At 53.2% G+C, this 23,725-nt stretch carries 21 protein-coding genes and 1 tRNA gene; 18 read left to right on the top strand and 4 right to left on the bottom strand.

Annotated elements, in window-relative coordinates; all coding sequences use genetic code 11:
* Window positions 1-50: 50 nt before the first annotated feature.
* Entirely contained in the window at window positions 51-1,028 is a 978-nt protein-coding gene (locus tag WMO26_RS06515) for an aldo/keto reductase family protein (RefSeq protein WP_349219054.1), read from the top strand.
* An 82-nt stretch (window positions 1,029-1,110) separates the two neighbouring features.
* On the opposite strand, the gene WMO26_RS06510 is transcribed toward WMO26_RS06515, so the two are convergent.
* Together WMO26_RS06510 and rlmB are read right to left on the bottom strand one after the other, a co-directional pair.
* Window positions 1,111-3,267 carry an HAD family hydrolase gene (locus tag WMO26_RS06510; protein ID WP_349219052.1) on the bottom strand — a complete coding sequence of 719 codons (2,157 nt, stop codon included), beginning with the start codon at window positions 3,265-3,267 and terminating at the stop codon, window positions 1,111-1,113.
* An 87-nt stretch (window positions 3,268-3,354) separates the two neighbouring features.
* Complete coding sequence (rlmB, locus tag WMO26_RS06505) at window positions 3,355-4,134, bottom strand: 23S rRNA (guanosine(2251)-2'-O)-methyltransferase RlmB (RefSeq protein WP_349219050.1); 780 nt, start codon at window positions 4,132-4,134, stop codon at window positions 3,355-3,357.
* A gap of 233 nt (window positions 4,135-4,367) precedes the next feature.
* On the opposite strand from rlmB, the gene WMO26_RS06500 reads away from it, so the two are divergent.
* The 9 genes from WMO26_RS06500 to WMO26_RS06460 all read left to right on the top strand — a co-directional run bounded on the left by WMO26_RS06500 (window position 4,368) and on the right by WMO26_RS06460 (window position 12,481).
* Window positions 4,368-4,443, top strand: a tRNA-Pro gene (locus tag WMO26_RS06500).
* A gap of 330 nt (window positions 4,444-4,773) precedes the next feature.
* Window positions 4,774-5,736, top strand: coding sequence for a glycosyltransferase family 2 protein (locus WMO26_RS06495; protein ID WP_349219122.1), 963 nt, complete (start codon window positions 4,774-4,776; stop codon window positions 5,734-5,736).
* A 147-nt stretch (window positions 5,737-5,883) separates the two neighbouring features.
* A complete protein-coding gene (locus WMO26_RS06490) occupies window positions 5,884-7,686 on the top strand; it encodes a hypothetical protein (protein WP_349219049.1) in 1,803 nt (600 codons plus the stop codon).
* Window positions 7,670-8,086, top strand: coding sequence for a GtrA family protein (locus tag WMO26_RS06485; RefSeq protein ID WP_349219048.1), 417 nt, complete (start codon window positions 7,670-7,672; stop codon window positions 8,084-8,086). The genes WMO26_RS06490 and WMO26_RS06485 overlap by 17 nt, the downstream gene beginning before the upstream one ends.
* A 308-nt stretch (window positions 8,087-8,394) precedes the next feature.
* Window positions 8,395-9,246, top strand: coding sequence for a GIY-YIG nuclease family protein (locus tag WMO26_RS06480; RefSeq protein WP_349219047.1), 852 nt, complete (start codon window positions 8,395-8,397; stop codon window positions 9,244-9,246).
* A 533-nt stretch (window positions 9,247-9,779) separates the two neighbouring features.
* Window positions 9,780-10,991, top strand: coding sequence for an FprA family A-type flavoprotein (locus tag WMO26_RS06475; RefSeq protein ID WP_349219046.1), 1,212 nt, complete (start codon window positions 9,780-9,782; stop codon window positions 10,989-10,991).
* A 364-nt stretch (window positions 10,992-11,355) separates the two neighbouring features.
* Window positions 11,356-11,559 carry a hypothetical protein gene (locus tag WMO26_RS06470; protein ID WP_349219045.1) on the top strand — a complete coding sequence of 68 codons (204 nt, stop codon included), beginning with the start codon at window positions 11,356-11,358 and terminating at the stop codon, window positions 11,557-11,559.
* Between the two features lie 29 nt (window positions 11,560-11,588).
* A complete protein-coding gene (locus tag WMO26_RS06465) occupies window positions 11,589-11,975 on the top strand; it encodes a hypothetical protein (protein ID WP_349219043.1) in 387 nt (128 codons plus the stop codon).
* Window positions 11,976-11,989: 14 nt separating this feature from the next.
* Window positions 11,990-12,481 carry a VOC family protein gene (locus WMO26_RS06460; protein ID WP_349219042.1) on the top strand — a complete coding sequence of 164 codons (492 nt, stop codon included), beginning with the start codon at window positions 11,990-11,992 and terminating at the stop codon, window positions 12,479-12,481.
* Window positions 12,482-12,781: 300 nt separating this feature from the next.
* On the opposite strand, the gene WMO26_RS06455 is transcribed toward WMO26_RS06460, so the two are convergent.
* Both WMO26_RS06455 and WMO26_RS06450 read right to left on the bottom strand, forming a co-directional pair.
* Window positions 12,782-14,056: a hypothetical protein gene (locus WMO26_RS06455; RefSeq protein ID WP_349219041.1), complete on the bottom strand. Its 1,275-nt coding sequence runs from the start codon at window positions 14,054-14,056 to the stop codon at window positions 12,782-12,784.
* Between the two features lie 369 nt (window positions 14,057-14,425).
* Window positions 14,426-15,280 (bottom strand): helix-turn-helix transcriptional regulator, encoded by an 855-nt coding sequence (locus WMO26_RS06450; protein WP_349219039.1) that lies wholly within the window; start codon window positions 15,278-15,280, stop codon window positions 14,426-14,428.
* Between the two features lie 176 nt (window positions 15,281-15,456).
* Here WMO26_RS06450 and WMO26_RS06445 point away from each other — a divergent pair, with 176 nt between their 5' ends.
* The 8 genes from WMO26_RS06445 (at window position 15,457) to WMO26_RS06410 (ending at window position 23,380) form a co-directional block, all read left to right on the top strand.
* Complete coding sequence (locus WMO26_RS06445) at window positions 15,457-16,215, top strand: sugar phosphate isomerase/epimerase family protein (RefSeq protein ID WP_349219037.1); 759 nt, start codon at window positions 15,457-15,459, stop codon at window positions 16,213-16,215.
* A gap of 12 nt (window positions 16,216-16,227) precedes the next feature.
* Complete coding sequence (locus tag WMO26_RS06440; protein ID WP_349219035.1) at window positions 16,228-17,121, top strand: sugar phosphate isomerase/epimerase family protein; 894 nt, start codon at window positions 16,228-16,230, stop codon at window positions 17,119-17,121.
* The gene (locus WMO26_RS06435) at window positions 17,109-18,284 is read left to right on the top strand and encodes a Gfo/Idh/MocA family protein (RefSeq protein WP_349219034.1); all 1,176 of its coding nucleotides are present in this window, start codon (window positions 17,109-17,111) and stop codon (window positions 18,282-18,284) included. Before WMO26_RS06440 ends, WMO26_RS06435 begins: the two co-directional genes overlap by 13 nt.
* 127 nt (window positions 18,285-18,411) lie before the next feature.
* Window positions 18,412-19,455, top strand: coding sequence for a mannonate dehydratase (uxuA, locus tag WMO26_RS06430; RefSeq protein ID WP_349219033.1), 1,044 nt, complete (start codon window positions 18,412-18,414; stop codon window positions 19,453-19,455).
* A 32-nt stretch (window positions 19,456-19,487) separates the two neighbouring features.
* A complete protein-coding gene (locus tag WMO26_RS06425) occupies window positions 19,488-20,333 on the top strand; it encodes an SDR family oxidoreductase (protein ID WP_349219031.1) in 846 nt (281 codons plus the stop codon).
* A 42-nt stretch (window positions 20,334-20,375) separates the two neighbouring features.
* Window positions 20,376-21,164, top strand: coding sequence for a sugar phosphate isomerase/epimerase family protein (locus WMO26_RS06420; protein WP_349219029.1), 789 nt, complete (start codon window positions 20,376-20,378; stop codon window positions 21,162-21,164).
* A 370-nt stretch (window positions 21,165-21,534) separates the two neighbouring features.
* Window positions 21,535-22,368, top strand: a complete 834-nt coding sequence (gene pgeF / locus WMO26_RS06415; RefSeq protein WP_349219027.1) for a peptidoglycan editing factor PgeF — start codon at window positions 21,535-21,537, stop codon at window positions 22,366-22,368.
* Window positions 22,369-22,492: 124 nt separating this feature from the next.
* Window positions 22,493-23,380 carry an alpha/beta hydrolase gene (locus WMO26_RS06410; RefSeq protein WP_349219025.1) on the top strand — a complete coding sequence of 296 codons (888 nt, stop codon included), beginning with the start codon at window positions 22,493-22,495 and terminating at the stop codon, window positions 23,378-23,380.
* The last annotated feature ends 345 nt before the right edge of the window (window positions 23,381-23,725 follow it).

Here is a 23,725-nt window from a genome sequence, read left to right as displayed (position 1 = left end):
TCCCGGCGGTCGAAAAATTTGCGGATAAGCACAGAAAGGAGCGGTATGCAATGCAGTATCGCAACGTTGGAAAATCCGGGCTGAAGGTAAGCGAAATTTCGATCGGCACATGGCTGACCGATCTAAGCAGCACCGAAAAGGTGAGCCTGGCGAAAGAAACCATCCAACTGGCGTTCGAAAAGGGAATCAATTTCTTTGACTGCGCGGACGCGTATGGAAACGGGGCCGCGGAGCGGTTTTTGGGCGAGGTGCTCGCGGCTTACCCCAGAAGCCGGCTGGTGGTTTCCAGCAAGGTGTATTTCCCCACCGGGGAAGGGGTAAACGAACGGGGCCTTTCCAGAAAGCATATTTTTGAGAATGTGGACCGGTCGCTGAAAAACCTGAAGATGGACTATCTCGACTTGTATTACTGCCACCGCTTTGACCCGGACACGCCGGTGGAGGAAACCCTGCAGGCCCTTGACGACCTGGTGGCCCAGGGGAAAATCCTCTACTATGGCGTGAGCGAGGGCTGGACAGCGGCGCGGCTGGAAGAGGCCCATGGAATCATCGAAAAGCGCGGCCTGCGGCCCATGACGGTCATCCAGCCCCAGTACCATATGCTGGACCGGTATATTGAAGACGAAATCATGGATGTGTGCGAAAAGTACGGCATGGGAATTACCCCCTTTTCCCCGCTGGCGCAGGGCCTTCTGACGGGGAAATACAAAAAGGGCCAGCCTCTTCCCGAGGGGTCCCGGGCCACCCATCAGAAAGATAAGCAGGTCAACCGCCTCTTGACGGAGGAAAACCTTTCGAAGGTAGAGAAGCTTTCGCAGATCGCCGGGGACCTGCATACCACACCTTCCGTTCTGGCCCTTGCCTGGATTTTGCGCAAGAAGGTGATCAGCAGCGTGATCACCGGGGCCAGCCGGCCCGAGCAGCTGGCGCAGAACATCGAAGCCAGCGGCCTAAGTCTGTCCGAACCGGTGCTTGAGGAAATCGAAACGATTCTCGGCTACCATCCGTTTTTCCGCCGCATCGGATAAGCCTGGTCCGGGAGAGGAAAAGCTCCCGCATATGAAAAAGCGCCCTGCTGCAATTGCTTTGCAGCAGGGCGCTTTTGTTTTTCTAACTGGAGCTTCGGAGCAGGGAAGGGATCAGCGACGCTAAGAGCCAGAAAAGCTGGAACAGCAGCGCCGTGGCGCCGTTTAAGTTATAAAGCCCGCCGTAGAATGCCAGAAACGCCGACAGCAAAAATCCAAGCAGCACCCCAATTACCTGCAGCACCGAGGAAAGCTTGACGATGGTGCCAAGCCTTATGGAGGAGGAAAGAACATCCATCAGTCCGTCGATTTTCCCGTCGTAAGCAACGCTCGCTTGGGCCGTCTCCTGAGGGACGCTTAACTGATCGAATTCGCTGGTAGCGGCAGCGGACAAGATCAGCACATCGCTTTCCGAAATGTCAAACCCGTCGCAGAGAAGCTCGGTGGTCACGTTGGGGTCGCAGGTGCGCACCATCAGGCCGATGCCGTTGCGGGCGAACCGATCGAGCTCCTGGCGGATGTAAGGGGAGAAGCGGTAGGTCACCACGAACATGGCGCACAGCTCCCCGGCCGAGCATAGGTAGACAAGCTTGCGCCTGGCGCGCAGGTAGCGGCTTTCATAGTCGAGAGAAGGGGGGACAATGCCGTGGTTTTGCAGAAGCTCCCGGTTGCCCGCCAGTACCCGCCGGCCGTCCACCCAGCCGGAGATGCCCATCCCCTGCTCGTACACCAGCGACTCCACCGTGGGCAGAATTTTGTCGTCCCCCTGGATGACCTGCTCAAACACCGGGGTCAGCGGTCCGCCCGCCGTATGCACCAGGGCCGCCGCGTCCAGAATCGCCTGGTCGATGCGCCCGCCGCTGAAGGTCTTAATGCCGTTGAGGGTCACCGACCCGGCGGGAAAGAGGTCGCTTGCATCCACCGTCAGACTGTTGGTCAGGAAATAATCGTCTACCGCAGGGAACCCGGAAAGCATGGCCCCGCGCCGCAGAAGGCGGCGGGAAGCGGCTTTCATGGGCAGGTTGCCGCACAAAAGGGACGCAATCGGCGCGGCCAGGCAGCACACGGCGGCAAAGGCGGTGATGGCCAAAGCCCCGTCCTTGGTCACAACCAAGCAGGCCACCGCCGTCACCAAAGAGCCGAGCAGCACACAAGGGGACAAAAAGCCGCCTAGGGAGGCACAGGAATCGTCCGCATAGGAGTCGTCCAGAAACCCGGTGAGAAAGGAAGCCTTCACCGGCATGACGATATAAGGGTCACCCAAGATGTTGCGGCACAGATCCCGTGTGGTGTTGTCGTTGGGAAGCATCCGGGCGCCGTGCTTCACGCCTTTTTGTGAAAGAAAGGCGAAATTCTCTTTGATCCGGGAGAGCTTGAGGAGCTTTCCACCCGCGTTTGCGCACAAAAGGAGCATGACCGGGGCTGTGTACAGGGGCACGGTCATATCCGCGACGCGCTCGGGGAAAAAGAGCATGGAAAAGGTATGTACAAACACGGCGAACACCGCGATGGCGGTAGGCATGTCTGGGGCGGTGTGCAGCTTGAATGCGCTGCGCAGGGAGGAAGCAAAGACGGCGGAATTGACCGAAGCCGCCAGCATAAGCACCGCCGCGTTGATGGAAACGAACAGCATCGGGCTGGTGACGGGGAAGTCATACAGCGGGAGCTTCGCGCCGGTGTAAAGAAAAAGGGCGGGCGCGACGGTCAGCCAGCCGGTGATGAGAAGGCCCAGCACGCTTAAGCCCAGACGCGTAAGCAGCCCGGAAAACTGGGAGTTCAAATGCGCCTGGATAACCGGCGCATCCTCATAAGAGGTGAAATCGTCAATCTGCTTTCCGGCTTCGCTGTCGGCGTCATAGAGCTCCTTTGGGTCGGTGTCCTCCTCCGTGCCGGAAAGGACGAACTTCTCCGCCCGTTCCCGCCGCTTCTCGTAGAGAACCCGTTCGTTTACCGGCCCAGGCTCCTCCACGCCGTCGCTGTCGAACAGCTTAAGCTGTCCTTCCAGTTCGTCGTCCTCCGCCGGCCGCTTTTTCTGGAAGGCCTGGATGGGCATGGGCTGGGTTTCCTGGTCGGGGCGGAAAGGCGCGTCCTTTCTGTTTTCATCCTCCATCGGCTCGCGGATGTTTTTCGCCGAAAACTCCAGCAGGATTTCCTCCGTTTTCGACGTGTCGATGGGGCCGTTCCCCTTATGGCGGTGCTTCGCCTCTTTGATGATATCGTCCAGGGAGTATTTATTCGCCAAAGCAAACGGCTCCTTTTGACCGGACAGAAATGGATCTTTTTCGCTGGGCATGCTGTCGTCACCTCCAAAACCTGTTTGCCTGCCGATTTATTGCCTGGTTTTCACGCGAGAGAGGCCGGTGCGCTGGCGCGCGGCCTCATAAAGAACAATTCCCGCCGCCACCGAAGCGTTGAGGGAATCAATCTGTCCGCGCATGGGAAGGGATATGGTAAAGTCGCATTTTTCCTTGATGAGCCGGCCTACCCCCTGTCCCTCCGAACCGATGACCAGAGCGGTAGGGCCGGTAAAGTCGGTCTGGCACCAGGGTGTGCCGTCCATGTCCAGCGCGTAAATCCAGACGCCGCGCTTTTTAAGGTCCTCGATGGCGGCCGCCAGGTTGGAAACCCTGGCTACCGGGATATATTCGAGCGCCCCGGCCGCCGCTTTCAGCACCGCCGGCGTCAGCCCCGCCGTGCGCCGCTTTGGAACTACAATTCCGTGGGCGCCCGCTCCTTCGGCCGTTCGCACGATGGCGCCCAGGTTGTGCGGGTCGGACAGCTCGTCGGCAATGATGAGGAGAGGCGGTTCTCCCCGTTCTTCCGCCAGGGCGAAGATGTCGTCTACCGTGGCGTATTCTTTTACGGCCGCCAGCAGCGCCACTCCCTGATGGGCGTCCCCGCCGCACAGAGCCGTCAGCTTGCGGGGATCCACCTCCTTGACCGGAATCCCCCGGTCCCGGCAGCGGGCGACGATGGCCTGCACCGCGCCGGTGCGTTCCCCCTTGGCGAGAAGAAGCCGGTCCGCCGGCCGGCCGGACTTGAGCGCCTCCATGACGCTGTTGCGTCCGGCGATGACCTCGCTGTTTGGTTGCTTTGCGGGATCGGTCATAATAAAAACCCCTTTGAAACGACACATAATATAATATTATTTCATTATACCAACATTCCTTCCGCAATACAAACCCTTTGCCGTATTTTTTCACGCGGATTTGTCTGGAAATCAGGGAGACCGCCGTCTTTTCGGTTCAAATAACGGTTGACAGCGCAAAAGCCTTTGCCGTATAATTACAGTCGTGTTTATGCTGTTCATTGCTTTTCGCAAAGAAAAGAGGAACCGGATTTCCGGGTGTGGCGCAGTTGGTAGCGCGGGTGGTTTGGGACCATCAGGCCGCAGGTTCGAACCCTGTCACTCGGACCATGTCGTCGCGGACGTCGTTTCGTTCGCGACGACTTTTTTGTGAGATGCTCCAGCCTGTGCAACCGGTATTTTTCGGACATGCCTTACGGCGCGCGCACGTTTTCACGCATGAGTTTTCCAAATTTCGATACCAAATGAAGGATGCCGGATCTGTGTGGAAATCTTCCCATTCATTCGATAATATTTGGGTATAGTCCCTGCGATTGGTTATGAATATCTTGACTTTTTCGATGTTATATAGTAAAATGTAAAAAAATTATGTATTTTATATGAAATTTGTACACACCGAATTGCTTTATTTTTACAGATTAGAGAGGTATGGGCATGGGTATGGATCATATTGCAGTACTGATTCCTTGTTATAATGAAAGCAAAACCATAGGGAAGGTAATTCATGACTGGAAAAAAGAACTTCCTTCTGCCGCTATTTACGTATATGATAACAATTCGACCGATGATACGGCGGCTATCGCCCGGAAAGCCGGAGCAATTGTACGCAAAGAGAACCAGCAAGGCAAAGGCAATGTAATTCGGCGTATGTTTCGTGAGATTGATGCCAGATGCTACATCATGGTCGATGGAGATGATACCTATCCGGCGGACTATGCAAATGAGTTCGTAAATGCAGTCCTGACCAATCATGCAGATATGGTTGTGGGAGATCGGTTGTCTTCCACCTATTTTGAAGAAAATAAGAGGCCGTTCCATAACTTCGGAAATAGTTTGGTGCGAGCCTCTATTAATCATTTGTTTAAGAGCGATATTAGAGACATTATGACCGGATATCGGGCTTTTAGCTATCAATTTGTAAAAACATTTCCGGTGCTGTCAAGAGGGTTTGAAATTGAAACGGAAATGAGCATCCATGCGATTGACAAGAAAATGAACGTTCAAAATGTGATTATTGAATACCGTGACCGTCCGGATGGAAGCGAATCCAAATTGAACACATATTCAGACGGAATCAAAGTGATTCGGACGATTTTCCGCCTGTACCGAAACTATATGCCTATGCGCTTTTTTGGAATTTTAGGGCTTGTCCTATTTATGATTGCCTTTGCTTTTTTCCTTCCGATTCTGATCACGTACGCACAAACCAAACTGGTTCCTAATTTCCCCACGTTGATTGTCTCCGGTTTTATCGGCCTGGCGGGACTTTTATCGATCTTTACGGGTCTGATCCTTTTATGTATTTCGGAGAATAATCACCGGGAATTTGAATTCAGGCTGCAACTGATTGATCGCTGTTATAAGAATTTAGTGGAGCATTCGCACGATAAAAAAGAAATATAAGACCAATAAAATAACCGCATATGCATTCGTCATGGAATCCTAAGTTTTCGCAGAGATTTTTCTGCCCATAAGGTTGCGTAAAAGGTTAAAAAATGTGCAGCGGCTCTTTTAGCTGGCCGATCAAAGATAACGAGAGGAAAAATGAAAATGAACGTAAAAAGGAACATACTTATCTGCATCTTAGAGCTGATAATTATAGGAATCGTGTTTAAGGTTTTGCTGTTTTCCTCCTCGGGCGAAATGTCCAATGTTATGTATGCATCATTGCTGCCGTTGATCGGAGCAGCTGTTTTACTGCCTTATTACTCAAAGTTAAGTGCCTTGACCCCTAAAATGTATTGTGCAAGCGGTATCCTAACGGTTATTTATTTTTTAATGCTGTCGATATTCCAATTATTTGCAACGAATCGGTTTCAAAGCATGTCCACAGTAGGGCAATGTGCCTATACGGCGGCTTTAATTGTCTGTATGTATTACTGTATGCTGCACATCGTTCAAATGAGTATACAGAAAAAAAGCGATGATACGGATTTAAAGAAACAAAAACGGACCTTCTGGTTCTGCTTTGCCGCGGTTGCATTTGTAACCATCCTCTGTGTCATTGCAACCGATCAAGGTGTTTGGATCTCAGACGATGTTGGAACGGTAGATATAGCCGTTACAAACGAGGCGTGGAATGATTGGCATACAGTTGGATATCAGATGCTGGTCTGGCTCTGCTATCAAGTTGTTCCAAACCCGGGAAGCGTCGTGTTTTTGAATGGCCTTCTTTGGATTATATTGAATTATTTTATTTTATTATACTTTTTCAAGATGAAAAACAGCAACAAAATGATGATTTTCTATGCTGTTGCAAGTATTGCTGTTTTCACTCCCTTTTATTATACGCAGGTCATGTACAAGGACGTTATTTTCTCGATGGGTTTGGTTGGAGAATCGTTGTTTATTCTGTACTTAATCCATGCGGAAAAGTTGAAATGGAGATATTTGATCCCCGGCATGGTCGCAGTCTTCTTTACCATGACCTTCCGTCATATGGGCAGCGTTCCGGCTCTTCTTGGCATACTGATCGCTCTTGTGTACCTGGTCGGGAAAAAGAAGTACAAAAAGCTGCTGCTCGGATCGGTTGTCACACTTTGTGCGCTTGTATTAAACGGAACCGTATCGTACGTTGGGGAACATGTATTAAAAGCCGAACCGAATCCGGCGTATGTAACATATGGCAGCCCGCTTTATATGATTAGCGCTGCGGTTCATGACGGCATCGAATTGGATGAGAATGATGTAGCGTTGCTCGAACAGGTCATGCCGTTGGATGAATGGGGCAATGTATATAACAAATACTGGATTGATGACGCAAGCAGAACGTGGGGAAAAATTGGCGCGGAACGTATTGCGAAAATCAATGATTTGATTGAAAAGGAAGGGTTCGGAAAGCAGCTCATTCGGATGAACGCGGAAATTTTTATTCATCATCCGGTATTCTATGCTTCACGCCTGCTGGATCCAAGTTCGATCCTGTGGCAAATTGCGCAGCCGAACGATGGATATAATTGGGCGCTCGTCAATGTGGCGCCAAATGAAGGGATCACTTATAAGGGAGCGTATCCAATAATTCAGAACTATGGAATGTTTACGTTTCAGTCTCCGATTCTTCAAGATTTATGCTGGCGGGGCGGATACTGCTTGTTCTTTTTGATCATCAGTGTTGCAATATTGCTGCTGAAGCGGCGCAGAGCGGATTTGATTGCACTGGTTCCCATCGCGATCTTTGATGTGCTCATGATTATTACAACGCCGTCACAAGATCCCAGATTTGTGATCGAGACCATCGAGATGGCTTTGCTGGTGGTTCCATATGCAATTTTTGTGGAATCTAAAACGGGCCATGTGAGTAAAAAGAAAAAGGAATATAAGAAAAGAGAACTTGAAATTGAACGTAAATCATAAAAAAATACGGATCGAAGATTTAAAAAAATTATTTGCACAAATCGTGAAATTTTCTGGGGTCGGCGTGCTTTGTTTTGTGATTGATTATGGGATCATGCTGGCGCTAAAGGAACTTTTCAATGTGCAATACCTTGTGGCGGCTGCAATTTCTTTCACAATTTCTGTGATTGTAAACTATATCTTAAGCGTCCGCTTTGTTTTTGATGCAAATAAAAACCACGGAAAGATGCGTAATTTTATCTTTTTTATCGTGTTCAGTGTGATTGGACTTCTACTGACCGAACTGTTGATGTGGGTTGGGGTCGATTGTATACATTGGAGCTATAAGCTGGTCAAAATTGTGGCGACGGCAATTGTCATGGTCTTTAACTTTATAACGCGGAAGTTGTTTTTGGAGTGACGGAAAGGAAAGTTTGATTTGATGCTCGTGCCCGATGTATAGAGAACGGTTTATTGCTTTCATAATGCGGCAAGCGTGAGGCTTTCAATTATTATATTAAGGCATGATTTACAGCTTTGATGGTTTGGATTTCAATATTAACCGTTTGAGGTACCCAAGCAAAAGGCTGCCGACCATGGTCGGCAGCCTTTTGCTCTATGTGGGGCTGCGAGACGAAATGCATTCGATATGCTCAATGAGAAAATTGGATGACAGAAAGTAGATGTTCTGATATAATGCAATTATGATCAAAAGGGATGTGACAGGGCATGGGGCGATTGATAAGAACATTTCTAGTCAAAGACAATCCGGATGGATTAAAAACGCTTGAAATTTCCAATATGACGATAAAAGCAACCGTGTTCCCCCGTCCTTTGCTAAAGGACTTTCTGGAAAGAGATGAATCTAGACGCCCGGGCGTCTATATGCTATATGGAAACTCCATAGACGAACAATCCAAGCCAATTCTTTATATTGGAGAAGGCGATCCGGTATCGGAACGAATAAAAAGCCATGGCGTCAACAAAGAGTTTTGGACAGATGCATTTGTGTTTACATCGAAAGATGAATATCTAACGAAAACACAAATAAAATATTTGGAATCCAAGTTGATTGATATTGCAAAAGAAGTAAAACGTGTGAAATTGGATAATATCAATATCTCATCGAAGCCCACCATCTCCGAGGTGGATAAAGCGGAAGTGCAGCAATTCTTAGAAGCAATACAATTGCTGGTCAATGTATTGAACCTATCCTTCTTTAAGCCGTTGTCTTATAACTCCGAATTGCCAAAAGAAAATGAAATCATATATGAATATCGAATAAAAAACTATCTTGGTAAAATGGCGATTCGAGACGGGAAGTATGTATTATTGGCCGGCTCTACCGCTTCGAAGAGTTTTCGTAAATCTGCCAGCCAAAACATCAGGGATATCCGCGCTACATTAGAACACGACGGCGCAATTGTGGAAAGCCAAAATGAAAATGAACTGGTGGTTGTAAGAGACATTCCCTGTAACAGCCCAAGTAGGGCGGCGGTCATCATAAGCGGCGGAAATACCGCTGGTCCCCGAATGTGGAAATATAACGGAAAAACGTTGAAGGAGCTAGAAAAATCATAAAAGCCATGATGTCCATAACACATCACTTTTTGAACGGGTACTAAGATCGGGCAAAGCGGGTTTTATCCATTTTGGATCGCAGTACTGAAAAATAGACGAGGCTTGTTTGAATTTTGTTTCGGGCAAGGTGAAGGCCTGAATGAAGCGTATTTTTAAGGGACACGCCCTACGAAAGCAGGGCGGTCCCTTTTTGCCTCCCTTTTACCAAAACCGTGCAAACCGGAGGAAGAACGTTCCTGCAAAAACAGCGACTTTTTAAGAAGGTTTCTGTTTAGCAATACCCGTTTCATCCAAGGATAAAAACGAACGTTTTCAGACGAGCCGGAGAACACGGAAAGGACCCTGCTATATGGGCGCTGCCGTGAAACTGAATCCGTATCTGATTTTCAGATTCTTGTTCCTCTATCCGGACTATGCTATAATCCAAAAAGAGTCATCCACGGTTGTTGTCCAGGCAAGGCCGTGCATTTTGGCAATTGGGACATGCTCCGGCCTTTAAGGACACGAAAGCTTTGAAGGGAGAGATACATTCTATGTATTGCACGAGAAAAGTCACGCAGACCGTTTTCTGGGTAGGCGGCTGTGACCGCCGTCTAGCCCTCTTTGAAAACCTATTCCCCATTCCCCGTGGGATCACGTATAATTCTTATCTGATTCTGGATCAAAAAACCGCCTTGATCGATACGGTGGATTCCTCCATTTCCCGGCAGTTTTTTGAAAACATCCTGCATACGCTGGACGGGCGCCCTCTTGATTACCTGGTTGTTAACCACATGGAACCGGACCACTGCGCCAATATAGAGGAGCTGATGCTGCGATTTCCGTCCATGAAAGTAGTAGGCAACGCCAAAACCATCGGGCTGATCCAGCAGTTTTATGCGTTTGATCTAGAGGACCGCACGGTTATCGTAAAGGAACGGGATACGCTGTCCCTGGGAGAACACACGCTGCGCTTTTATTTTACGCCGATGGTGCATTGGCCGGAGGTCATGATGACCTATGAGGAAAGCGAGCATCTGCTCTTTTCCGCGGACGCCTTCGGCAGCTTCGGGGCGTTAAGCGGCAACCTGTTTAACGACGAGGTACGGTTTGAGCAGGATTGGCTGGCGGACGCCAGGCGCTATTATGGAAATATCGTCGGCAAATACGGACCTCAGGTGCAAAATGCGCTCAAAAAGCTTTCCGGGCTGGACATCCGTGTGATCTGCCCCCTTCACGGCGTGGTGTGGCGCAGCGATTTGGTTTGGCTGCTGGATAAATACGACCGCTGGAGCCGATATGAACCGGAGGAAAAGGCAGTGGCTCTGCTGTACGCCTCCATGTACGGAGACACGGAGAACGCGGTCAACATCCTGGCCGGCGCTTTGGCCGAAGGCGGCGTAAAAAGCATCACGGTGTACGACGTTTCCAGCACGCACGTTTCCACCCTTATCTCCGAGGTGTTCCGGTGCAGCCATCTGGTGCTGGCGATGCCCACTTACAACAACGGCGTCTATCCGGCGATGCTGAATTTCCTGCACGATATGAAGGCCCTCAATCTGCAAAACCGGACGGTGGGATTGATTGAAAACGGTTCCTGGGCGCCGGCGGCCGGCAAGCAGACGATGGACTTGCTGTCCGAATTGAAGGACATTTCGGTTTTAAAGCCGGTGGTGACGATCAAGTCGTCCCTCAAGAACGACGGGATGGCCGCCCTGATGCAGCTCAAAGACAGCATCCTGGCCTCCCTGTCCCAAAACGCCTGAGGAAAACGGCATTAGCCGCGCCCGGCGTTTTTCCAAGGGCTGTACCCTCTTGTTTTTACGCCGGAGCCAAGCGTTTCACCCGCTTGCTCCGGCTTTTTCTCCGTTAAAGGAGGACAGGCGGCAGTCCGGCTCGTCTGCATGTTTATAGACTTGCAGGAAGGACCAAATGATTATCCAGGCTCGGCCAAATGGGAACCGTCTTTTTTCCGCCGGTCTCATGGAAGGGGGCTTTAGCAAAGGAAAAATGATTCTACAAAATAGGGGCTTTGTGCCTGGCTCAGAACAGGGAAATTTCTTGTACCGATAAGTGATTGAATGAAAGGAGGATCATTCATAAAACACAGCCGGAAAGGAGAAACAAGTGATGAAGTACATAGCGGGAAAGAAGCTCTTTCACTGGATACAGCGGCAATATCCCAAAGATGATCCGCGGGCTATCCTGGAGACCAAAAAGCAAATTACGGCGCAGTACCGGAAGATAGACCGGGAAATGGTGCCCCTTTTGATGAAACGCCTGCGAAAGCTCAAACAGCACAGACTTTATAACCAAAATATTCTACTTCTTTGATGGGTATCTTTGGCTCAGCAGTTGTGAATTTGATTGAAAAAATTCCGCAGGGACCACCCCTGATTTCCCTTCTCGTTTCCGTAATCGTCCTTCCTCTTTTTATCTGTCCGACACTGGTAATTTTGCTGTGGATGATCCTTGCGTACGGACGAAGCACCACCTATTCCGAATACGAGCTTTACATCCGTCCCTTCGAGTGCGCGCTACTGAAAAACCGGATCCGCCAGCTTACGCAGATCGACCTGTCCTCGCCGCCCAGAGAGCCGATTCGGATTGTGGTGGCCCGTCCTTCCGGGAGGAAGAATCCGATTCCTTCCCGCCGTCGAAACAAGCGGCGCCGGATGCTCAGGTTGTCCGGTTTTTACAATACAACGGGCCCGGTCTTGTGTATACTAAACCTGCACACGAAACGATGATAGGAGGAATTCAGATGCAATTAAATTGTCCGCTTCTGGTTACGGAGAATATGGCCGCAACCCGCCGGTTTTATGAGGAGATATTGGGCCTGAACGTGATCTTCGACTTCGGGGCGAATATCACCTTTGAACGGGGCTTTTCGCTGCAGACCAAAGAGTCTTGGGCCGAGTTTATTGAGCGGCCCCAAACCGAGATCAACACCCGCGGAAACGATTTCGAGCTTTATTTTGAAGAGGACCAGTTGGATTCGTTTTTGGAAAAGCTCGGGCAAAGGGAAGACGTTGTTTATGTCCATAAACTCAAGGAATTTCCCTGGGGGCAGCGGGTCATCCGCTTTTACGACCCGGACGGGCATATCATCGAGGTAGCCGATAGCATGCGCGCGGTAGTCCTGCGTTTTTTGGGCCAGGGCCTTTCGCCGGAGGAGACCGCCAAGCGTACCCAGCATCCGATCGAATTTGTCCGTATGTGTATGCAGGAGAATACGCCCGAAGAGGCGCGTTAAATGCACAAAACACAAGAAAAAGAGCCGCCTGACTAGGCGGCTCTTTTTTGTTTTTTGTTCTAAGAAACGTCGGGGAAAGCAAGTGGACACTTTCGAAAAAGGCCGAAAAACCACGTGACGCCAGGCTAGTGGATTTCAAGAAAGTTCATCGGTGCGGTTTTGCGGAAAAAGGATGGCGCCAAACCCCAGGACTGCAACGGGCTCGTTTGTCCCGCTCGTCTTAGCCCGAAGATAAGCACCCGGCGCAGGGCTGCGAACCCATAGATAAGCGTGCCTTTGTCGACAAGAAACGTTGGATGCCTATTTTTCACGACGAGCGATCGCATCTGTTTTTGTCGCGTATCTTGCGAACAAGCACATCACCGAGAATGCAGAAGTGAGCAATTCCCGATAGGTAAACCAATGATGGACATACGAGTGATTGCTTGCACCAACAAACCATAAAATCGGCAGCAAAGCGATGCCAATATAGAGCGTCCATGTAAAATCCGATCGTTTTTTCTTAGGGTTATGCTTCCAAAAACAGATCCCCATTACAATCACATAAACCGCAGCGAACCCGAAAGCAGGCGTTATAATATGATACAACTGTGCTTTTAAGACGCTGAACAAAGAGAACGACTGACCAGATACATCCAACGTGGAGGACCGGAGAAAAATAGACGAAATGGCATCCATAATAATGTTTTCGTTTCCAAGCAGCGTTCCAAGAATCCATTTTCCCGCCCACATTCCGGCATATCCGATGAACCAGCAAACCAAAACCAGCAACAAAATTTTAGCGGTTTTCTTCAAGGGCTTTTTTGTAGAACAGAGAAAAAGGATTGCCGGCACGCCGAATGTGACGAGCGGGTATGTCAGAAAATCAAAATAACTCGTCGCACAGCCGATCACAACAAAAAACAGAGCCAGCCGCTCTACAGACGCTTCGAGCCAATCCTGCTTCAGAAGAAGTACAATGGAAGCGATGGTGTATATATAATAAATGGTTGTGAATTGTATGGATTGAGAAATTGCAAACGGATCGATGAGCAGCAGAGCAATCACATAGGGAAGGATGTATCTCGCCATTTTCTTGTAATACATAACAGCGATGAACAGCAATGCAAGAACGGCGACGAAGACCGCGTTAAGGATTCGGATTTGATCATAGGAAAAAACACAAAGAAGCGGTTTTAGAAACACAAGATACCCGTGCCAATACCTTGGGTAAGAGATAATCTGGGTTTGTGCCCCCTGAGTATAATAGGATACGAGCACTTGCGCCGGATTTTCCCCTTCGATGGTTGGCCTGTATACGCTGATTGCCCGGTCGAGGAGACCGGTATCGTTGCAATAGGACGCTTGAAGCAGCATAATCGCATCGGTCCAGTTGTCCAACGTGCTGTGTGTGCCAAGGATATTGAATTCCGGATAAGCGCCTTCCTCTTCAAAAACCGCAGCAGAGGCGAGGACATGTTCTTCCATCCGGTCGGTAGGAATGGCGAACACAGCAATTAATAGCAATAATCCGACCATCGTGCATGAAAGGACAAGCAAGATGGATTTTCCAAGTGTTTTTGACAAGAATTTCATATGATATCCTGCCTTTTTCATTAAGATAGTCCGGGGTTCCTTAAAATTTTTCCTTACGGTATCCTTTTCGGTGATAATCACCGACGAAGAACAGGGAACCAGTACAGGGGGTATCCATTGCATCCATCCCTTGTTTCATGTTTTGCATAACAGCGGCATTCTGCTTGGAAAGCAAGCGCTTTTGAGCGTGTATTTTTGATGGGGACGTTCGATGCGGTCCTATGGGGAGCCGCCCACCCGGTCTTCTCTTTTGTCTCAAAGAGAAGGCCCTCACAGTGAATAGGAAAAACAGAGACTGGGGCACAAGTTAGACGGCAGTTCAAAGCGGCGCACCGAAGACAGAGGCCATCCGGACGGGATTCGTCAAGCCTACAACAGGCTCGTCTGCCCCGCTATGTTGATCGTGTCGGGCACCACCTTATCCGCCGACGGGGCGTGGCCGGTAATCCGGCGGTAGGCCCGGTAAAAGTTGGAATAGTCCCCAAACCCGGCTTTTTCCGCCGCTTCGGTGGAGGTATGTCCCTTTTGCATCAGCTGCTGGGTGAGCATGACCCGCTTGCGGATGACGTATTCCATCACCGTGGTGCCGGTGGCGGCCCGGAACACCTTGTTGAGATGGTGCTTGGAAATGAAAAACTTAGCCGACAGCTCGTCGAGAGTGACCGGTCTTGCGATGTCCTCGTTTAGGTGCCAGAGTACGTCGTTGACCACCCCGCTGACCACGGCGGGAACATCAAAATGGCGGCTTTTACTCATATGCACCAGGCAGGCCAACAGCGTCTGCACCGCAAACCGGGAACAGAGCATCCGTTCCGCATCCGGAAAACCTGCGCAGGTGGCGAGGGTTTCAAAAATAGAAGAAAAGCCGTAGGCGTCTACGTCGGTGTAATAGCAGCCGTTTCCTCCCTGGTTATGGAAGGGAGACAGAAGCCGTTCCCGGTTCGCTTCCTCCAGGAGAAAAGGAGAAAAATGGACTACGCAGCGCTCATAGATGCCGCCTTCGTGCTTGCGGCCGTGGAACACGCCCGGACGCATAAGCAGCACGCTGCCCGGCGCGGGATGATACTGGCGGCCTTCCACCAGGTAGCTGACCGAACCGTTTATCATATAGAAAAGCTCATAGGTGGTGTGGCAATGCAGGTCATATTCGCTGTTTTTCTCGGTTTCATCCACACTATAATGGTAGAACAGCTGATCGGTGCGGATGGCGGATCGTTCCGGCATACAGAAATTCCCTCCCCTTCGAAATAGCTCTAGGGATATTTTACAGCCAAACCGCTATATTTGCAATGTTATTGGCTTGAATTGCAATCGTAAATTTTTGCGGATGTGATAAGATGAAGACGAGGAAAAAAGTCGTTGAATCCGTCCGGTCCGGACGGGAAAAGGAGGCAGATGGTATGAAACTGGGCGCGCAGATGTTCACGGTGCGCGAGCAGTGTAAAACCCCGGAAGAGATTGAAATCGCCCTTGAAAAGATTGCGCAGATCGGGTACCGGACGGTGCAGGTTTCGGGGCTGGGCCCCATTGAACCCAAACGTCTGAAAGACTGCTGCGACCGGCTGGGATTGACCATTGCGGTGACCCATATCCCACCGGGGCGGCTGCTGACTGAGCTCGGCGACGTGCTGGCGGAACACACGGTTTACGGCTGCAAAAACATCGGCCTTGGCATGCTTCCGGAGGAATACCGGGGAAGCATGGAGGGCGTGGAGCGGTTTTGCCGGGATTTTCTTCCGGTGGCCCGGAAAATCAGGGATACGGGCTGCCAGTTTCACTACCACAACCACAATCTGGAGTTCGAACGGTTCGGCGGACGGATGGTGATCGACCGCCTTGCGGATATGTTCGCGCCGGAGGAAATGCACTTCATCCTGGACACCTACTGGGTCCAGGCGGGGGGCTGCGACCCGGTGGAGTGGATCAAAAAGCTGTCCGGGCGGCTTCGCTGCGTGCATCTCAAGGACATGGCGGTACACGGAATGACCCAGGTAATGGCCCCGGTAGGGGAGGGAAACTTGAATTTTCCCGCCATTCTGGATGCATGCGAAAAGGCCGGGACCGAATGGCTCCTGGTGGAGCAGGACACCTGCGAAGGGGATCCCTTCGCGTCGCTGCAAACCAGCTATCAATATTTGAGAAAACTGGGATACCGATAGGAGGAACGGACCATGGCACGTTTTGTACTGACTGGATTTACCGACGAATATTCGCCCGCCCTTGCCGAGCAGATCGAATGCTGCAAAAAGCTGGGCCTTGCCGGCATCGACCTGCGGGGCGTATACGGCAAGAACTGCACCGAGCTGACCGACGAGGAAGCGAAGGCGCTCAAGTCCACTCTGGACCAGGAGGGCCTGAAGGTGACCTGCATGGGCTCGCCTTTGGGCAAGATCTTAATTACCGATCCCTTTGAGCCCCACCTGGAGCTCTTCAAACGGACGCTGGAGCTCTGCAAACTCCTGGATGTTACGCGCATCCGTCTTTTCAGCTTCTACATCCCCAAGGGGGAAGACCCGAAAAAGTACCGCGACGAGGTCATGAAGCGGCTGCGCGCCTTTGTGGACGCGGCCCAGGGCAGCGGCGTCGCCCTTCTGCACGAGAACGAAAAGGGCATTTACGGCGACACCGCCGATCGGTGCCTGGACATCCTCACCGAGATGGACGGCGGCATGCAGGCCATCTTTGACCCGGCAAACTTCGTCCAGTGCGGCGAGAACGTGCGGACGGCGTGGGATAAACTGGAGTACTTTGTGGAAAGCGTGCACGTCAAGGACGCCACCAACGTGGGCTTTGTGGTCCCGGCCGGGTACGGCGTGGGCGAGGTGGACAAGATCATCCGCAAGTTCTCTGCCAAGGAGGGGCTGCGTTACCTTACCTGCGAGCCGCACCTGACGCTGTTCGAGGGGATGAAAAGCCTGGAGCAGGGCGAGGTACAGGCGGGCGGCCGGTTTGTGTACCCGAGCGCCAAGGACGCCTACGGGGCGGCGGTGGACGCGTTGAAGGAAATCCTGATCAAATGCAGTTTTGACGAAGCGAAAGGGGAACAGGGAACATGGATAAGGTAAGAGTCGGCGTAATCGGCATCGGCAACATGGGTTCCGGCCATGTGCGTATGATCCGCGACCACGAGTGCGGGGACGATTTGGTGCTCACTGCCGTAGCGGACATCAATCCCCAGCGCCTGGAGTGGGCCAAGACCCAGGTGGGCGAAGAGGTAACGCTCTTTGACAACGCCACCGCCCTGATGGAAAGCGGGCTGGTGGACGCGGTGACCATCGCCGTTCCCCACTATTCCCACCCGCCTCTGGTCATTGAGGCATTGGAGCACAACCTGCATGTGCTGTGCGAAAAGCCCGCGGGCGTGTATACCAAGCAGGTGCGGGAAATGAACGAGGCTGCCGCCAAGAGCGACCGGGTGTTTGCCCTGATGTTCAACCAGCGCACCAACCACATTTACCGCAAGATGCACGAGCTGGTGCACAGCGGCGAGCTGGGCGAGATCAAGCGGGTCAACTGGATCGTGACCAACTGGTACCGCTCTCAGTTTTATTACGACTCCGGCTCCTGGCGCGCTACCTGGAAGGGCGAGGGCGGCGGCGTGCTCTTAAACCAGTGCCCCCACAACCTGGACCTTCTCCAGTGGATCTGCGGTATGCCGGTGAGAATGCGGGCCTTCTGCCACAACGGCCTGTGGCGCGACATTGAGGTGGAGGACGACGTGACCGCCTATTTTGAATACGCAAACGGCGCGTCCGGCGTGTTTGTCACCAGCGTGTCCGACGCGCCGGGCACCAACCGGTTTGAAATCACCTGTGACGGCGGCAAGCTGGTGTGCGAGGATGAAAAACTGAAGCTGTGGAAGATTACCCCCGGCCAGAAGGAATTTAACGCCACCAACCGCTCGGATGTGTTCGGCCAGCCGGCGGTGGAGGTTGTGGACGTGGAAACCGACGGCTTGTCCCCCCAGCACCAGGGCGTGCTGCGCGCCTTCGGCGGCGCCATCCTGCGGGGCGAGCCGCTGGTGGCCAGAGGCGAGGAGGGCATCAACGGCCTGACCCTCTCCAACGCCATGCACCTGTCCTCCTGGCTGGACAGGACCGTGGACATCCCCTTTGACGAGGACCTGTTCTACAACGAGCTGCAAAAGCGGGTGGCCACCTCGGTGGTGAAGAACACCCAAGCGGTCTTTGCGGATACCTCCGGTTCCTATAACGTGCAGAAAAAGTAAGAAAGACCGATTTGATCGAATCCTTCCGGCTGCAAGGAAGGGCCCGGAGGACGGCTATGTTGACAACGATTAGAAATATTTGAAATAAAAATTACGTATTGGAATACAGCAGAGGAGGAACGCCGTTTTGAACATGACCTTTCGGTGGTACGGGCCGGACGATCCGGTAACCCTCGACCACATTCGCCAAATTCCCTGCATGTCCGGCGTGGTCACCGCGGTGTACACCGTGCCGGTAGGCGAGGTTTGGCCCCAGGAGGACATTGACGCGCTTAAGCGGCAGGCTGAGGAAAAGGGCCTTGCGTTTGAGGTCATTGAGAGCGTGCCGGTCCATGAGGACATCAAGCTGGGCGCGCCTGGCTGCGAAAAATACATCGAGAACTACTGCGAAAACGTCCGCCGTCTGGGCAAGGCGGGAGTCAAGTGTATCTGCTACAATTTTATGCCGGTGTTCGACTGGACGCGAAGCGAGCTGAAAAGACCGCTGCCGGATGGCTCCACTGCCCTGGCCTACGACGACGAAACCGTTTGTTCCATCGACCCGGTCAAAAGCGAGCTGAGCCTGCCCGGGTGGGACGAAAGCTACACGAGGGACGAGCTGAGAACGCTCATGGAGCGGTACGCAAAGGTGAGCGAAGAGGATTTGTGGCGCAATCTGGGCCGGTTTTTGGACGCGGTCATCCCGGTTTGCGAGGAATACGGGGTGAACATGGCCATCCATCCAGACGATCCGCCCTGGCCCATCTTCGGCCTGCCCCGGATCATCACCGGGGCGGACAGCTACCAACGGCTTTTTGCGCTTAACAAAAGCAAGCGCAACGGCGTTACCCTTTGCTTTGGTTCGCTGGGCGCCGACCCGGACAACGACCTGGAAGGGATCATCCGCCGGTTCGGCCCCGAGCACCGTTTTCATTTTGTTCATGCCCGCAACATCAAGAATACCGGCGGGCGTTCCTTTGAAGAAGCGGCCCATCCCTCTGCCTGCGGGTCTTTGGATATGGCGGCGCTGCTCACCGCCCTGTACGAAACCGGCTTCGACGGATATATGCGCCCCGACCACGGGCGGATGATCTGGGGCGAGGAAGGACGGCCGGGCTACGGCCTTTACGACCGGGCGCTGGGCGCGTGCTATCTCACGGGATTGTGGGAAGCCATCCGCAAGAAAAAATGACCCAAGGATCCAAACGAAAAGGAGACAGCGATATGGCAAAGCTTCCGTTTGACATTGATTTGAAGGGCAAGGTTGCGGTGGTCACGGGCGGGGGAGGAGTCCTTTGCTCAGCTTTTGCCAAGACCATAGCCCAGTGCGGCGCAAAGGTGGCGGTTTTGGACTTGAATCAGGACGCGGCCCGGAAGGTGGCCGACGAGATTGGCCAAGAGGGCGGCGAGGCGATTGCGGTGGCGGCCGACTGCTTAGATGTGCAAAGCCTTCAGAAAGCGTCCGAGGAAGTGGAGAAGCGCCTTGGCACCCCCGACATCCTCATCAACGGCGCGGGCGGCAACCATCCCCGGGGCACCACCGACGACGAGCAGCTCGACCCGGCCGCTATCGGCCAGGTGAAGACTTTCTTTGACCTGGACCCTTCCGGCGTGCAGTTTGTGCTTAACCTCAACTACATGGCCACCCTGCTGACCACTCAGGTCTTCGCCAAGAACATGGCGGGCCGGGGCGGCAATATCATCAACATCTCCTCCATGAACGCCTTTCGCCCGCTGACCAAAATCCCGGCTTATTCGGGCGCGAAGGCGGCGGTGTCCAACCTGACCCAGTGGATGGCGGTTTATTTTGCCAAGGCGGGAGTACGGGTCAACGCCATTGCCCCGGGCTTCTTTGTGACCAATCAGAATAGGGCTCTGCTGTTTGACGAGAGCGGCAGGCCCACCGCACGCACCGACAAAATTCTCCGGGCCACCCCCATGGGCCGCTTCGGGGAAGCGGAGGAACTGACCGGCACGCTGCTGTGGCTTTTGTGCGACGCGGCCTCCGGTTTTGTCACCGGTACGGTCATCCCCGTAGACGGTGGGTTCTCCGCCTACTCGGGCGTGTAAGATCACAATCAACATTTTCTCAACGGAAAGGATGCGATAACCATGCGATTCGGCCTTTGCTTTGGCGACTTTGAACATGCTGCGGAGAAACTCCCCCTGGCAAAAAAACGGCTTGGCTACGATTATGTGGAAGTGGCGCTGTGCAAGCTGGCAGATATGACCGACGCACAGCTCAAAGAGTTTGGCGCCGCCTGTGAGGCGGCGGGCCTCAAGACCGAGGCGACCAATATTTTCTTCTCCGGTTCGGCGCCGCTGACCGGCCCGAATGTGGACGTAAAAAGCCTGCTTGAGTATACCGACAAAGCTCTTTATAAGGCGGCGTCCCTGGGCGTGAAAACGTCGGTGCTGGGCTCGGGCGCGGCCCGCAAGGTGCCGGAAGGCTTCTCTAAGGAGGATGCCTTTCAGCAGATGGCGGAGCTTACCTATCAGCTGGGCGACGTGGCGAAAAAGTACGGCATTACCATCGTCATCGAACCACTCAACCATACGGAGACAAACCTCATCAATTCCGGCGCCGAAGGCCTTGCGCTGATGCGCCAGGTGGACCATCCCAGCGTGGGCATTCTGCTGGACTACTATCACATGTGCGTGGACCATGAGGATGTGTCCATTGTGGCGCAAGCGGCCGAGTCCGGCAAGCTGGGGCACACGCACATTTCTTCGCCCACCCGGTATTTCCCCCGGGGTGAGGAGCTGGAGGAATGCATACCGTTCTTCGCGGCGCTGAAGGCCGCCGGGTACGACGGGCGGATGTCCTCCGAGTGCATCGGCGACCCGCTGGAAAACGACTGGGACAGCAAAATTATCCGGGAAGCTCTGGCAAGAGCTTGACAAGCGCCTTTTCTTCCTTCACAATAGGCAAATGACGTGTCCGTTTGCGCTGGCGGGTCCTGCAGCGAACGGGCGGAAATCCCGCGGCGGGTGGGCTTCGTCGCGGGATTTTTCTATGTTGGTTCAAAGAAGCCCGAATGGCATACAATAGAAGAAGCGCCGCGGAACATCCAAGGCTGGCATTGGCAAAAAGAACAAAGGAGAAAACCAAGGAGGGAGTTTTGTGCAAACACCGGTGAAATCCCCCTGCCCATGCCGCAGGAAACGTTGTCCCCGGTATGGGCGGTGCGAGGAATGCCGTTCCCACCACGCGCAGTCTGGCAGGCCGATGGCCTGCGAATCACGCAGCAAAGGAAAGGGGCGTTTTAAAATGAACTCCATTGGGAATATGAGGCTCGAGCAAAAGGATGGGGTGGGGTTTCTGACATTCCCGGCCCTTTCGGAGGAACTCGGGTTCCGCCATGCCTTTTCCACCCGTTTGGGCGGGGTGAGCGAAGGGGAATTCGCGGCGCTCAACCTGAGCTTCGGCCGGGGAGACCCGGACGAAAATGTACGGGAAAACTACCGGCGCATTTCCCTGGCCGCCGGGTTTGACCCGCAAAGTTTGGTCTTTTCCGCCCAGGATCACCATACGGTGATCCGCCGGGTAACGGAAGAGGACCGTGGAAAAGGGATCAGGCGGAAGAAGGATTACCAGAGTGTGGATGGATTGATTACCGATGTGCCGGGCCTTACCCTGGTTACCCATTATGCCGACTGCGTCCCCCTGTTCTTTCTCGACCCGGTGCACAAGGCCATCGGCCTAACTCATGCGGGCTGGCGGGGAACGGTATCGTCCATCGGTCCCATCACCGTAAAACGGATGCGGGAGGAATTCGGCACCGACCCTAGAGACCTCAAGGCGGCCGTAGGCCCTTCCATTGGGAAATGCTGTTATGAGGTGGACGACGCGGTGGCCGATCGGGTGCGGGCACTTTCGGGGATTCACCTCGAGCAGGTGCTTTTCCCCAAGGAAAACGGCCGCTATCAGCTGGATTTGTGGGAGCTAAACCGGCAGCTGCTCGTTGGCGCCGGGATTCCGCAAACGCAGATCACGGTCTCGGGGATCTGCACCTGTTGCCACAGCGACCTGCTTTTTTCCCACCGGGCCACCGGCGGAAGGCGGGGCGGCCTGGCGGCGTTTTTGGAGATTTTGCCGGAATAGGGAGCGAGGAGGTCAACAGCGAAATGCGGTTGCCTTGCTTTGGGTGCCGACGGGGGAAGAGGTGGCAGACTTAGGCCGTTTCTCCATGGAGAGGGAAAAGGCGGCTGGAACATGGAGGGGAAGTATGCAAAGCAAGAAGAGCGCGGCGATGCTGGGACTATTGCGCAGCGTAAAGCCGGTGATTTGTAATCTGAACCTGGATCTCAAACGTGCCGGGTCGGATTTTTTAGGAAAGCTCAAAAAGATGCCGCCTGATCTGCGGGTGGCGCCGGCCCCCGGCCCTCGGCCGGCGGAGTGGATTGTCCCGGCAAAGGAAAGGGGGGACCGGGTGATCCTCTATTCCCACGGGGGCGCCTACGAAGGCGGGTCGTTGACCTCCAGCCGGGCGCTGGCGTCGGTCCTGGCACAGGATACCGGGCGGCGCGTCCTTTCCTATGACTACCGTCTGGCGCCAGAGCATCCGTTCCCTGCCGCTTTGGACGACGCTCTGGCCGTCTTTCGGCATCTGTGCAGGGAAGGAATCGAACCGGGCCGGATTGTCTTGGCCGGAGACTCGGCGGGCGGCGGTCTTTCGCTGGCGCTGGCTTTGTGCCTCAAAGACAGGGATGAGCCGCTGCCCGGCGGGATCGTTTGCCTTTCCCCCTGGACCGACCTGACCGGGTCGGTTTCCTCCCATCGTACCCGGGCCCAGGACGACCCCATCATCGAAAGCGAGGGGCTGCACCTGTCCGCCCTGCATTACGCGGCGGGAACGCCGCTTGGGACCCCTTATCTGTCGCCGGTGTACGGGGATTTGGCCGGGTTTCCCCCGGTTCTCATCCAGGCGGGTACCAACGAGGTGCTGCTGGGAGACTCGCTGCTTTTGAAGAAAAGACTGGAAGAATGCGGCGTACCGGTAACCCTATCGGTGTTCGACGGCATGTGGCATGTGTTCCATGTGTTTGATCTGCCGGAGACCAACCAGGCGATGGAACAAATCCGGGATTTCCTCGATCATTTACTCGCAGTATAAATTGTATACAAAGATTAAAGTTTGGCATATCGTATTGACAGGGTTCGAGCGTGTTTTTATAATAGGGATAACAAGAATTCCTCTTGTTACATTCTTCTTTTTGCTTACATCTTTACCCTTTTCTCCCTGTCTCCGCTCCCGCCATCTCGCTTCCTAACTGGTATCAATCTCTTCTCTACGGTTTCATGCGGGAGCCGGAGATCCTGGGCCGCACCGGCAGGCTGCACGTCTTTTCAAAGACGCGCGGCTTTTTTCGTTTTACAAGCAAATTCTTTACAAATCCATCCGGATGTATTACTATTAAACTGCAGTAAACTGGAGAAAATCTGCGCGAACGGGCGTATG

The sequence above is a fragment of the Solibaculum intestinale genome (assembly GCF_040096205.1).
Taxonomy (GTDB): domain Bacteria; phylum Bacillota; class Clostridia; order Oscillospirales; family Acutalibacteraceae; genus Solibaculum_A; species Solibaculum_A intestinale.
This window is presented reverse-complemented; position numbering and strand designations above follow the sequence as displayed.